Here is a 12,231-nt window from a genome sequence, read left to right as displayed (position 1 = left end):
TCCGCGTATTTATCGCGGCCTGGGGCGTGCTACAGTCACGGCCGCCCGACCATCACAGCGAGATGCCATGCCCCGTGCCATTCCCCGCGCCACCGCGCTCCCCGTCCTCCTGATCGCGCTGGCGGCCTGCGGCCGCAAGCCGGCGACCGACACCAACGAGACGCTCGCGAAGGCACGCCAGGAAGCACAAGCCATACAAGCCAGGCTCGCGGCGCTGCCGCCCCAGTGCACGGTCGGCGATGCTGGCGGCACGGCGGGCCAATGGATCGATTCGCGCAATGGCGCAGGCGAGCCGGGTCAGCCCTACACGTATGTCTTCACGTTCAAGACACCCGTGCGGACCGGTGCCTTCCGCATCGCGCTGAACGCGAAAGCTGCGCAGAACCTCGAGAAAGTGGAAACCCGCGACGCCGGGGGCGCGTGGACCGCTGCCTGGACCGGCGCCCCGGCGGGCGCGCCGGCCGGCTGCGAGTTCGTGAAGATGGCGCAGCGGTTCGAGGCGGGCGCGCGCGAGGTTGCCGCGCTGCGCATCATCGTCCGTCCCGACACGGAAAAAGTCGTCGTCGCCGACCCGGGCCTGCTGCAAGCCGACTGAGCGCCGGGTGACCAACCGCGCATTGACCGATGCGCGTGGCTCGGCGGGGATCAGAGCAGGACGAGATTATCCCGATGCACGAGCTCGGGCGCCTCGACGTAGCCGAGGATGCCTTCGATCTCGCTGGATGCATGGCGCATGATGCGTTTGACTTCGCCGCTCGTGTAGTTGGTGAGGCCGCGCGCGATCTCGTGGCCCGCTTCGTCCACGCAGCCCACGAGGGCGCCGCGTCCGAATTCGCCGCGCACCGCGGTGACGCCGATCGGCAGCAGCGACTTGCCTTCCTTCGCCAGCTTCTGCACGGCGCCGGCATCCAGCACGAGCTGCCCGACGGTGTGCAGGTGGTCGACCATCCACTGGCGGCGTGCCGTCAGGCGCGCGGTCGGTGCCGTCAGCTGCGTGCCGATCGCTTCGCCGTGCGCGAGGCGCGTGAGGACGTTGTCTTCGCGGCCCCACGCGATCACCGTGTGGGCGCCGGAGCGCGCGGCGCGCTTCGCGGCCAATACCTTCGTCAGCATGCCGCCGCGGCCGATGCTGCTGCCGGCGCCGCCGGCCATCGCTTCCAGCGACGTGTCGCCGGCCTGCGCCTCTTCGATCAGGCGCGCGGCCGGGTCCTTGCGCGGATCGGCCGAGTACAGGCCCTTCTGGTCCGTCAGGATGACGAGGGCGTCCGCCTCGATCAGGTTCGCGACCAGAGCGCCCAGGGTGTCGTTGTCGCCGAACTTGATCTCGTCCGTGACGACGGTGTCGTTCTCGTTGATGATCGGGACGACGCCGAGGCGCAGCAAGGTGGTGAGCGTGGAGCGCGCGTTCAGGTAGCGTTCGCGGTCGGCGAGGTCGGCGTGCGTGAGCAGCACCTGCGCCGTTTTGACGCCGTGGCTGCGGAAGCTCGTTTCGTAGATCTGCGCGAGGCCCATCTGGCCGCATGCGGCGCAGGCCTGCAGTTCGTGGATGTCGGTCGGGCGCGCCGTGAAGCCCAGGCGCAGCATGCCTTCGGCGATGGCGCCAGACGACACGAGCACGACTTCCTTGCCGAGCGAACGGAGCGACGAGATCTGCGCGGCCCAGCGCGCGATGGCTTCATGATCGAGGCCGCGGCCTTCGTTGGTGACGAGCGAGGAGCCGACCTTGACGATGATGCGGCTGGATGACTGGAGGACGGAGTTCATGGCGACGGTCGGATAGACAGGAAGCGTCCTCGCGGGCGCAGGCCGATCAGCGCCAGGCCGACCGCCAGCTCGATCCCGCTGACGACGAACAATAAGCCCTGGGGCAGGCCGATCGCGAAGGCCGCGACAAAGCGGCCGAGCGGCTGCGCCAGGATGGACAATGCGGCGAGGTCGCCGAGGATGGGCTGGTCGCCCTCCCTGGCTGCCAGCAGAGCCAGCCCCGCGGTGGCGAGGCGCACTCCGACGTACAGGGCGTAGAACTGGCTGTAGCCGTTCACGCCCACGAGGAACAGTCCCATCGCATCCGCCACGCGGTCGGGATTCAGCAGCGCCGCGAGCGCGGCCAGCGACTGCGCGGTGGCGGCCACCGACAGCAGCCGGCTGCGCAGGCGCGCGCGCACGGCCGCGTTGGCGATGTGGGCGAAGGAGACTGCCAACGCTTAATCTTCGAGGATCTTGAAGCGGGGATCGTCCGGATCGATCGACGAGATGCCGCGCGCTTCCTCGGTCATCTGCGTCTCTTCCGAACGCTGCTCGGAGTGGCGCGTCTCTTCGAGATACTTGTAGATCGCGTGCACGAGGTCTTCGCAGCCCTCGCGGTTCAGCGCCGAGATCTCGAAGAAGGGGCCTTTCCAGGCCATGCGCTTGATGAAGTCCTTGACGACCTTCTTGCGCTCGTCTTCCGGCACGACGTCGAGCTTGTTCAGCACGAGCCAGCGCGGCTTGTTGACGAGCTCCTCGTCGTACTTCTCGAGCTCCTTCACGAGCGCCTTGGCTTCCTTGACGGGGTCCGTCTTGCCGTCCATCGGCGCGACGTCGACGATGTGCAGCAACAGGCCCGTGCGGCTCAGGTGGCGCAGGAACTGGTGACCGAGGCCGGCGCCTTCGGCCGCGCCTTCGATCAGGCCGGGAATGTCGGCGATGACGAAGCTCTTCGCATGCGACACGCGCACGACGCCCAGGTTCGGGTGCAAAGTGGTGAACGGATAGTCCGCGATCTTCGGACGCGCGTTCGACACCGCGGTGATGAACGTCGACTTGCCGGCATTCGGCATGCCCAGCAGGCCCACGTCGGCCAGCACCTTCAGTTCGAGGCGCAGTTCGCGGCGCTCGCCGTCTTTGCCGTCCGTCTTCTGGCGCGGCGCGCGGTTGGTGGACGTCTTGAAGTGGATGTTGCCCCAGCCGCCCTCGCCGCCCTTGGCCAGCAGCTCGACCTGGTCGTGCTCCGTGAGGTCGGCGATGATCTCGCCATTCACGTCGTCGACGATCAGGGTGCCGACCGGCATGCGCAGGTAGACGTCTTCCGCGCCCTTGCCGTAGCAGTCGGAGCCGCGGCCAGGTTCGCCGTTGCGCGCCGTGTGCACCTTGGAGAAGCGGAAGTCGACCAGCGTGTTGATGTTGCGGTCGGCGACTGCGTAGATCGAGCCGCCGCGGCCGCCGTCGCCGCCGTCCGGGCCGCCGAACGGGCGGAATTTCTCGCGCCGGAACGAGGCGCAGCCGTTGCCGCCGTCGCCGGCGATGACTTCGATGCGTGCTTCGTCGATAAACTTCATGATGGGACCACCAAAACGTAGGGCTGTGTCACTGTTAAACGCGGGCCAGGCATCATGATAGACGAAGGCCGCGGAACGATCCGCGCTTAACGGTGACAACGCCGAAAATTAAAAAGGCCCTACCGGAGGGCAGAGCCTATCGATTGCAAGGCTTGACGCCTTACTGCGCGGGACCTCGCCTTGGCGCGATCCCGCCGCCGCCTGATTTAGGCAGCTGCCGCTTCTGCAGCGATGACGGTCACGTACTGCTTGGAACCGACGCCTTGCTTGACGAACTTGACCGTGCCGTTCACCAGGGCGAACAGGGTGTGGTCTTTGCCGAGGCCGACGTTGGTACCAGGACGGATCGTGGTGCCGCGCTGGCGCATGATGATGCCGCCTGCGTTGATCGACTGGCCGCCGTAGACTTTCACGCCGAGGCGTTTGCTTTCTGAGTCACGGCCGTTTCGCGTAGTGCCGCCGCCTTTTTTGTGTGCCATTTCAAATGCTCCTTGATGACTGAAGAAGGGACGCGCGGCGATTAGCCGTTGATCGCAACCACTTGGATTTCGGTGTAGTTCTGGCGATGGCCCTGACGCTTCTGGTAGTGCTTACGACGACGCATCTTGAAAATGCGCACTTTGTCGTGACGACCATGCGACACAACAGTCACGCGAACCGAAGCACCTTCCACCAGCGGAGCACCAAATTTGATGCTCTCGCCCTCGCCGACGGCGAGAACCTGATCGATAGTGAGTTCGGAACCAATGTCTGCCGGTATCTGTTCTACTTTGAGTTTTTCGCCAGCGACAACTTTATATTGCTTGCCACCGGTTTTTATGACCGCGTACATGATTTGAAACCTCATTGATTGTTAAGAAATATTCCCTGATCCAGGCGAGGTGAACAGCCGGGGATTCGGGGAACAGAGGATTATACATGGAATGGTGCGCAGCGTCAAAACGGTTGTGATGGCGCGGCGGGCCTTGCCGGCTGGCCTCTGGCGCCACTGGGAAAAAGGGCGGGATTTCATTGCATGTCGTATAATCGCGACTCAACAAAACCTATCCGCATCCAACGTCAGCAGGTCCGCCTTGTCCGCCGCTACCCAAAACGCACAACAGAACCCCATCACCCGCACGATCGCAGCCGACATGGAGGCCGTCAACACGGTGATCCGGGCACGGTTGCAGTCCGAAGTCGCGCTGGTGAACCAGATCGCCGAGTACATCATCAGCGCCGGCGGCAAGCGGATCCGTCCCGTGCTGGTGCTGCTGCTGGCGAACGCCTACGGCTACAAGGGCACGGGCCACCACGAGCTGGCGGCCGTCGTCGAATTCATCCACACGGCCACCCTGCTGCACGACGACGTCGTCGACGAATCGTCGATGCGCCGCGGCCGCCAGACCGCGAACGCCATGTTCGGCAACGCGGCCTCCGTGCTCGTCGGCGACTACCTGTATTCGCGCTCGTTCGAGATGATGACGAGCCTGGACAACATGCGGATCATGCAGATCCTGTCGCGCGCCACCACGGTCATCGCGGAAGGCGAAGTGCTGCAGTTGCTGAACATGCACGATCCGGACGTCACGCAGGACAGCTACCTGCGCGTGATCCGCTCCAAGACGGCGAAGCTGTTCGAGGCCGCCGCGCAGCTGGGCGCCCTCGTCGCCGGCGCGAACGACGCGCAGATCGACGCGGCCGGCGAATACGGCCGCTCGCTGGGCACGGCGTTCCAGCTCATCGACGACGTGCTCGACTACGCGGGCGACGCCGCCGAGATCGGCAAGAACGTGGGCGACGACCTGCGCGAAGGCAAGCCCACGTTGCCGCTGATTTATGTGATGGAAAACGGCACGCCGGAACAGCGCGAACTGATCCGCAGCTGCATCGAACAGGGCGACGAAACCCATTTCGACGCCGTGCTGGCGGCCGTCACGAACAGCGGCGCGCTGGACTATACGCGCCGCGAAGCGGAGACCGCGGCACGCCGCGCGGCAGCCTCGATCGCCGACTTGCCGGACAGCGAATACAAGGCCAGCCTGCTGCAGCTATGCGCCTTCGCTGTTGACAGAAACCATTGAGACAACTATAGTAATGCCTTCCCGAGATTTCGGTGACGAAGTCTCAAACAGTCGGGGTGTAGCTTAGCCCGGTAGAGCGCTACGTTCGGGACGTAGAGGCCGGAGGTTCGAATCCTCTCACCCCGACCATCTGTTTTTCTCCCTCAGAAGTACCCATACCAGTCGGGGTGTAGCTTAGCCCGGTAGAGCGCTACGTTCGGGACGTAGAGGCCGGAGGTTCGAATCCTCTCACCCCGACCACTCCCCTTTCCCCCCTGCTGTTGCCGGTCTGCTTGACAGGCACCGTCTCGTCCCCTACGCTCCGCCCGCTACCGACGGACGAAGGAACCCATGCGCGCAACGACCTTTTGCAGACTTCGGCTGCAGCCAGCCATCCTTGTCGGCCTGCTGGCAACCGCACTGGCGCCGGCGCACGCGAACCGGCTCGACGACATCGCCGCGCGCGGCGTGCTGCGCGTGGGCGGTACCGGCGACTACAAGCCGTTCGGCTACCGGTCGGCAGATGGCGGATTCGTCGGCATGGACGTGGAGCTGGCGGGCGAGCTGGCGCGCTCGCTCGGCGTGCGGCTGCAACTGGTGCCGACCAGCTGGTCGACGCTGATGGCCGACCTGGATGCGGACAAGTTCGACCTAGCCCTGAGCGGTGTGTCGGTGACGGCCGAGCGGCAAAAGCAGGCGCTCTTTTCGGTGCCCTACCTCCACGACGGCAAGACGCCGATCACGCGCTGCGCAAACGTCGGCCGCTTCCAGACGCTGGCGCAGATCGACCGGCCGGACGTGCGGCTGATCGTCAATCCAGGTGGTACCAACGAACGCTTCGCGCGCGCCCGCGCGCCGCACGCGCAGCTGACCGTGTACCCGGACAACGTGACCATCTTCGGCCAGGTGGTCGACGGCGCGGCCGACCTGATGGTCACCGACGCCATCGAAACCCGTCTGCAACAGCGCCTGCATCCGCAACTGTGTGCCGTGCATCCGGAGGCGCCGTTCGACGCGGTGGACAAGGCCATCCTGCTGCCGCGCGACCCGGCGCTGAAGACGTATGTCGACCACTGGCTGCAGCAACGCCTGGACGGCGGCGGCATGCAAATCCGCCTCGATCGGTGGCTGGCGTTCCCTTGGGGACTGGAGCCATTGCGCCAGGCGATCGACCAACGCCTGCTGCTCGCGCAGCACGTGGCGCGCGCCAAGTGGAATGCGAAGGCCGCCATCGAAGACCTGCCGCGCGAAGAACAAGTGATCGCCGCGGCGGTGCGCCAGGGGACCACGCTGGGCCTGCCGGAGGCCTGGGTGCGCACCGTGTTCCGCGCGCAGATCGAAGCCTCCAAGACCGTGCAGCGCGCGCTGTACCGGCGCTGGGAAGCGGAAGGCATCGGTCGCTTCGACGACGCGCCCGACCTCGCCAAGACCATCCGTCCGCAGCTGGACCGCCTGACCACCGAACTGCTTCGCTCCATGGCCGACAACGAGGCCGTACTGCACGACGCCAGCCGCAAGGCCGACGTCGCCGTCGCCATGCATGCGCTGCAGGCGCGCGCCCTCGACCCGGCCGCGGCCGACCAGGCACTGGCGCCCTTCCTGCCTCCGAAGTAACCCACGGCGATGCTGCGCTGACGGCCCAGCGCCAGGCCGCGTTGCCGTGGCCTGGCGCTGGTCGATTCTCCAATCTGATTACTTACCGGCCGCCGCCCGCATCCGCACCGCCAGCGCCGCAAGACTCGACACGACAGCCAGCGCGACGACGCCATTCCAGCCCCACGCGGCCAGCGCCTGGGCACCCAGCGCGCCGCCCGTCGCCATGCCCACGAACATGGTCGTCATCAGGATCGCGTTCAGGCGGCTGCGGGCTTCCGGGGCGATGCCGTAGACGATGGTCTGGTGCGCGATCAGGCTCGCCTGCACGCCCAGGTCGAAGCCGACGGTGGCCAGCGCCAGCAGCACGAGTTGCGCCTGCGGCGACAGCGACGGCAGCGCGAACATGACGGCAAACGACGCGACACTCAACGTGGCGCCGAGGCGGGTCACCCATTGCGGACCGCGACGGTCGGCCAGGCGGCCGGCGAACGGCGCGGCCAGCGCGCCGACGGCACCGGCCAGGCCGAACGAACCGGCGGCAGCAGAGCCCAGATGGAACGGGGCGCCGTGCAGCATCACGGCCAACGTGGACCAGAACGCGGAGAAGCCGACGGCCAGCAGGCCCTGGGCCAGCGCGGCGAGACGCAGTGCCCGGTGCTCCTTCCACAGCGCGGCGAGCGATGCCAGCAGCGCGGGATAGCCGACGGTGCTCGTCGGCTTGAAGCCCGGCAGGCCGCGGGCGAGGATCGCCGTCATGAACGCGGCGACGACGGCCGCGCCGCCGAACACGGCACGCCAGCCCAGCGCTTCGGCCACGAGGCCACCCACGACGCGCGCCAGCAGGATGCCCAGCAGCAGCCCCGTCATGACGGTGCCGACGATTCGGCCCCGATGTTCGGGCGGCGCCAAGGTGGCGGCAGCGGGGACGATGTCTTGCGCGACGGTCGCGAGCAGGCCGACGGCGAGACTGCCGGCGAGCAGCACGGTCAGGCTCGGCGCGGCGGCGATCGCGACCAGCGCGACGGCCAGCAGCAGCGACTTCACGACGATGATCGTGCGGCGGTCGAAGCGGTCGCCCAGCGGCGCGAGGAACAGCAGGCCGAGGGCGTAGCCGAACTGCGTCAAGGTCGGGATCCAGCCGACCGCCCGGTTGCTGGCGTGCAGGTCGCCCGCGAGGGTGCCCAGGATGGGCTGGCTGTAGTACAGCGCGGCGACCGACAGGCCCGTGCTGGCGGCCAGCAGGAAGATCAGCGGCGAGGTCAGCCGGGGCCGGATCGGGATGACGGTCGCCGTCGTGGTTGCGATGTTCATGGTGAGCTCCTGAGTGGTGAGTTGTTGCATCGCATTATGCGGAGGCACGCCACGGCCGGGTAGCAGCAGCCGGCGTCAAACTGTTATACGATACGCGTATGAACACAGACTTTTCATCCATGAATCCATCTGCCGACCGTATGATGCTGGTCGAGACGTTCGTGCGTATCGTCGATGCCGGCAGCCTGTCCGCCGCGGCGCGGGCGCTGGCGACGACGCAGCCCACGATCAGCCGCCGCCTGAAGGCGCTGGAGAAATCGCTGGGCGTGCGGCTGCTGCAGCGGTCGACGCACGCGATGAAGCTGACGGACGACGGCATGCGCTGCTACGCCCGCGCGAAGGAACTCATCGCGGGGTGGCAGGAATTCGAGAGCGAGATCCGCGGCGCCGTGGACGAGCCGGTGGGCATGCTGCGCGTCGTGGCGCCGCACGCGTTCGGGCAGCAGCAGCTGGTGGCGCCGCTGGCGGAATACCTGGCGCGCTATCCGCGCATGACGGTGGACTGGACCCTGCATGACCGCACGCCCGACTTCATCGGCGAGGGCATCGATTGCGCGATCCGCGTGGGCGACATTCCCGATCCGTCCGTCGTGGCGATCCGGCTGGGCGACGTGCCGCGCATCGTCGTCGGCTCGCCCGCGCTGCTGGACGGCGGCGCCCTGCCCGCCCATCCGGACGAGCTGGCGCGGCTGCCGTGGATCGCCGTCAGCCATTTCTATCGGGACGAGGTCGCGCTGACCCATGCGGCGCGCGGGGCGACGGTGCGGCTGCCCATCCAGCCGCGCCTGTACACGGACAATCTGTACGCGATGCGCAATGCGGTCGTGCTGGGTGTGGGCGCGGCGATCGGTTCGCGCTGGGCGCTGCGCGAAGAGCTGGACGCGGGCCGCCTGGTGCAACTGGTGCCGGAATGGCAGGCGTCGCCGCTGCCGATCTGGCTGATCTACCCGCCCGCGCGCTTCTATCCGGCGCGGCTGCGCCGGTTCATCGACATCATGCGCGTGGCGGTGCCGCAGGCCTTCGGCGTCGTCGCGCCGCCGGCGCGCTGATCCGCCGCGTCACTGCCACGCGTGGGCACCCGCGCCCACCCGACGGTATCCATCACATCGTAGGGTGGACAGCTCCGCTGTCCACGCGTTCAACGATCAGGAAGGTCGCCGCAACGCATGCGGGAATTGAACGCGTGGACGGGAGACCCGTCCACCCTACGAATGGTCAAGACGCCGGAGATGTGTAGGCGTTGTTTCAGGCTTCCGCCGCCTGCGCCTGCGCCTCGGCCAGCAGCGAGCGGATCTCGGGAATGCACGACCCGCAGTTGCCGCCCGCCTTCGTGCACGCCGTGACAGCGGCCGCGTCGCACAGATTGTCCCGGCGGATCGCGATCTCGATCGTCTTGCGGCCCACGCCGAAGCACGAGCACACGGTCGGCCCCGCGTCGAAGCCCGGCTCTTTCGCGCGGCCCGCGAGAAGGCTCATGCGGTCGGCCGGTTCCAGCTGGTCCTTGTCGAACATGCTGGCAAGCCAGGCGCGGGCCGGCAGGTCGGCGCGCTGGGCGACGAACAGGCACGCCTCGATGCGGCCGTCGACGAGGTGCACGGCGCGGAACATGCCACCGTTCTTGTCCTCGACGTCGATCCAGTCCGCGTCGTCGTCGTGCACGTCCAGCAGCTTGCGGGCCCAATCGTGCGCGGCGGCGAACGGCTTGCGGCCCGCCAGTTCGTAGCGGATGAAATCCTTGCCCTGCACACGCGTCCAGTTGGCAGCCTCGCGCAGCGGCAGTTCCGTGCGCGACAGGATGAAGCCGTACCACGTGACGCCGAACGGTTCGATGCGCACGGGCGTGTGCTTGAATTCCGGCTCGCCCGACACGGGGTCGACGGCCGGGTTGACGACGGTGCCCACGCGCGCGTCCGACGCTGTCTGGCCGCTCCAGTGGATCGGCATGAACACGCTGCCGCGCGCGATGCCGCCGCCGTGCTGCACGCGCGCCACGACGGCGCCCCAGTCGCTCGTCACGCGCGCCAGCTCGCCCGCCTTCACGCCGCAGAGCAGCGCATCCTGCGGGTGCATGTCGATATACGGTTCCGGGATGTGCTCGGCCAGTTTCTGCGAACGTCCGGTGCGCGTCATCGTGTGCCACTGGTCGCGCACGCGGCCCGTGTTCAGGACGAGCGGATACTCGCCGCCCGGCAGGTGCGCGGGTGCGCGCGGCACCGTGGGCACGAAGCGCGCGCGGCCGTCGCCATGGGCAAAGTGGCCGTCGCCGAACAGCCGCTCCGTGCGCTCTCCCGGCGTCCGCACGGGCCACTGGACGGGGTCGAGCGCGTCGTAATCGGCACGCGTCATGCCGGCGAGGCCCGTGATGTCGAACACGCGGCGGCGCTGGCCTTCGGTGCCGTTCTTCCAGCCGGAGAGGCGCGCGTGCTCGTCGAAGATCTCGTGCGGGCCCTTGAACTCGAAGCCTTCGAAACCCATGCGGTGCGCGACGTCGCACATGATGTCCCAGTCAGCGCGCGCGCTGCCCGGCGCGGACAGGAACGCGCGCTGGCGCGAGATGCAGCGCTCGGAATTGGTGACGGTACCGTCCTTCTCGCCCCAGCCGAGCGCGGGCAGCAGCACGTGCGCGGCCTCGTTCGTGTCGGTGCCGAGGACGATGTCGGATGCGACGACCAGCTCGCATTTTTCCAGCGCGCGCCTGGCCTGGTCGGCGTCGGGCAGGCTCACGAGCGGGTTCGTCGCCATGATCCACACGGCTTTGATCTTGCCGTCCTCGATGGCGCGGAACAGGTCGACGGCCTTCAGGCCCGGCTTGCTTGCTACGTGCGGCGAGCCCCAGAATGCCTGCAATGCCGCGCGCTGCGCCGCATCGTCGAGGTCCATGTGCGCGGCCAGCATGTTCGCGAGGCCGCCCACTTCACGGCCGCCCATCGCGTTCGGCTGGCCCGTCAGCGAAAACGGTCCCATGCCGGGGCGGCCGATGCGGCCCGTGATCAGGTGGCAGTTGATGATGGCATTGACCTTGTCCGCGCCGGCGGTCGACTGGTTCACGCCCATCGTGAACGCCGTCACGACTTTTTCCGTCTGCGCGAACAGCGCGTAGAAGCGCTCCAGGTCGCGCGGATCGAGGCGGCAGGCCTTGGCCACGTCGGCCAGCGAACCCGCCTTGCCGGCCGCGTCCAGCGCATCCGCCAGACCCGTCGTGTGGGCGTCGATGAAGCCGTCGTCGGTCGCGTGTTCGGCCAGGTGGGCCAGCAGGCCGTCGAACAGCCACACGTCCGTGCCCGGCTTGACGGGCAGGTGCAGGTCGGCGATGTCGCACGTGGCGGTGCGGCGCGGGTCGATCACGACGACCTTCATCTCCGGGCGGTCCTGCTTCGCGCGCGCGATGCGCTGGTACAGCGTGGGGTGGCACCAGGCGGCGTTCGAGCCGACGAGCACGACGAGGTCGGCCAGCTCGAAGTCCTCGTAGCTGCCCGGCACCACGTCCTCGCCGAACGCGCGCTTGTGGCCGGCCACGGCGGACGACATGCACAGCCGGGAATTGGTGTCGATGTTCGCGCTGCCGACATAGCCCTTCATGAACTTGTTGGCGACGTAGTAGTCCTCGGTCAGCAGCTGGCCGGAGACGTACAGCGCGACGGCGTCCGGCCCGTGCTCGGCGATGACGCGCGCGAAGCCTTGCGCGACCTTGTCCAGCGCTTCGTCCCAGGTCGCGGGGCGCAGAGAGCCTTCTTCTCGCAGCATCGGTGCCAGCAACCGGCCGTGGTTGCCGAGCGTTTCGCCGAGCGCGGAACCCTTGACGCACAGGCGGCCCTGGCTGGCCGGGTGCGCCGTGTCGCCGGCAATGGCGATGACGCCGTCCTGCCCGACCTTGGCATTGACGCCGCAGCCGACGCCGCAATACGGGCACGTGGTACGGACGGTGGAAGCAATGGGAAACTGCGCGGACAACTCCATGTGAAACT

11 protein-coding genes, 2 tRNA genes and 1 pseudogene are annotated in these 12,231 nt (G+C 67.7%); 7 read left to right on the top strand and 7 right to left on the bottom strand.

Going from position 1 to position 12,231, the window contains the following annotated elements:
- Window positions 1–67: 67 nt before the first annotated feature.
- A complete protein-coding gene (locus tag NX784_RS11960; protein ID WP_258816883.1) occupies window positions 68–595 on the top strand; it encodes a hypothetical protein in 528 nt (175 codons plus the stop codon).
- A gap of 50 nt (window positions 596–645) precedes the next feature.
- On the opposite strand, the gene proB is transcribed toward NX784_RS11960, so the two are convergent.
- From proB to rplU, 5 genes are all read right to left on the bottom strand, one after another.
- Window positions 646–1,764, bottom strand: coding sequence for a glutamate 5-kinase (gene proB / locus NX784_RS11955; protein ID WP_258816882.1), 1,119 nt, complete (start codon window positions 1,762–1,764; stop codon window positions 646–648).
- Window positions 1,761–2,201 carry a hypothetical protein gene (locus NX784_RS11950; protein WP_258816881.1) on the bottom strand — a complete coding sequence of 147 codons (441 nt, stop codon included), beginning with the start codon at window positions 2,199–2,201 and terminating at the stop codon, window positions 1,761–1,763. The genes proB and NX784_RS11950 overlap by 4 nt, the downstream gene beginning before the upstream one ends.
- A 3-nt stretch (window positions 2,202–2,204) precedes the next feature.
- A complete protein-coding gene (cgtA, locus tag NX784_RS11945; protein WP_258816879.1) occupies window positions 2,205–3,317 on the bottom strand; it encodes an Obg family GTPase CgtA in 1,113 nt (370 codons plus the stop codon).
- Window positions 3,318–3,523: 206 nt separating this feature from the next.
- Complete coding sequence (rpmA, locus tag NX784_RS11940) at window positions 3,524–3,796, bottom strand: 50S ribosomal protein L27 (protein ID WP_166860862.1); 273 nt, start codon at window positions 3,794–3,796, stop codon at window positions 3,524–3,526.
- Window positions 3,797–3,837: 41 nt separating this feature from the next.
- Window positions 3,838–4,149 carry a 50S ribosomal protein L21 gene (rplU, locus tag NX784_RS11935; RefSeq protein ID WP_036230184.1) on the bottom strand — a complete coding sequence of 104 codons (312 nt, stop codon included), beginning with the start codon at window positions 4,147–4,149 and terminating at the stop codon, window positions 3,838–3,840.
- A 241-nt stretch (window positions 4,150–4,390) separates the two neighbouring features.
- Between rplU and ispB the strand changes: the two genes are divergently transcribed.
- The 5 genes and pseudogenes from ispB to aroQ all read left to right on the top strand — a co-directional run bounded on the left by ispB (window position 4,391) and on the right by aroQ (window position 6,973).
- Window positions 4,391–5,380 (top strand): octaprenyl diphosphate synthase, encoded by a 990-nt coding sequence (ispB, locus tag NX784_RS11930; RefSeq protein ID WP_258816877.1) that lies wholly within the window; start codon window positions 4,391–4,393, stop codon window positions 5,378–5,380.
- A 52-nt stretch (window positions 5,381–5,432) separates the two neighbouring features.
- A tRNA-Pro gene (locus NX784_RS11925) sits at window positions 5,433–5,509 on the top strand.
- A gap of 34 nt (window positions 5,510–5,543) precedes the next feature.
- Window positions 5,544–5,620, top strand: a tRNA-Pro gene (locus tag NX784_RS11920).
- A 90-nt stretch (window positions 5,621–5,710) separates the two neighbouring features.
- Window positions 5,711–6,502, top strand: a pseudogene (locus NX784_RS11915) (transporter substrate-binding domain-containing protein); the annotation flags it as partial.
- Window positions 6,503–6,514: 12 nt separating this feature from the next.
- Window positions 6,515–6,973 (top strand): gamma subclass chorismate mutase AroQ, encoded by a 459-nt coding sequence (gene aroQ / locus NX784_RS11910; protein WP_258817003.1) that lies wholly within the window; start codon window positions 6,515–6,517, stop codon window positions 6,971–6,973.
- A gap of 78 nt (window positions 6,974–7,051) precedes the next feature.
- Here aroQ and NX784_RS11905 read toward each other — a convergent pair whose 3' ends face one another.
- Window positions 7,052–8,266, bottom strand: a complete 1,215-nt coding sequence (locus tag NX784_RS11905; RefSeq protein WP_258816876.1) for an MFS transporter — start codon at window positions 8,264–8,266, stop codon at window positions 7,052–7,054.
- Window positions 8,267–8,385: 119 nt separating this feature from the next.
- On the opposite strand from NX784_RS11905, the gene NX784_RS11900 reads away from it, so the two are divergent.
- Window positions 8,386–9,315 carry a LysR family transcriptional regulator gene (locus tag NX784_RS11900; RefSeq protein ID WP_258816875.1) on the top strand — a complete coding sequence of 310 codons (930 nt, stop codon included), beginning with the start codon at window positions 8,386–8,388 and terminating at the stop codon, window positions 9,313–9,315.
- Between the two features lie 196 nt (window positions 9,316–9,511).
- On the opposite strand, the gene NX784_RS11895 is transcribed toward NX784_RS11900, so the two are convergent.
- Window positions 9,512–12,223 carry a nitrate reductase gene (locus NX784_RS11895; protein WP_258816874.1) on the bottom strand — a complete coding sequence of 904 codons (2,712 nt, stop codon included), beginning with the start codon at window positions 12,221–12,223 and terminating at the stop codon, window positions 9,512–9,514.
- Between the last annotated feature and the right edge of the window lie 8 nt (window positions 12,224–12,231).

Origin of the sequence: Massilia pinisoli (genome assembly GCF_024753285.1) — a bacterium.
Taxonomy (GTDB): Bacteria; Pseudomonadota; Gammaproteobacteria; order Burkholderiales; family Burkholderiaceae_D; genus Telluria; species Telluria pinisoli.
This window is presented reverse-complemented; position numbering and strand designations above follow the sequence as displayed.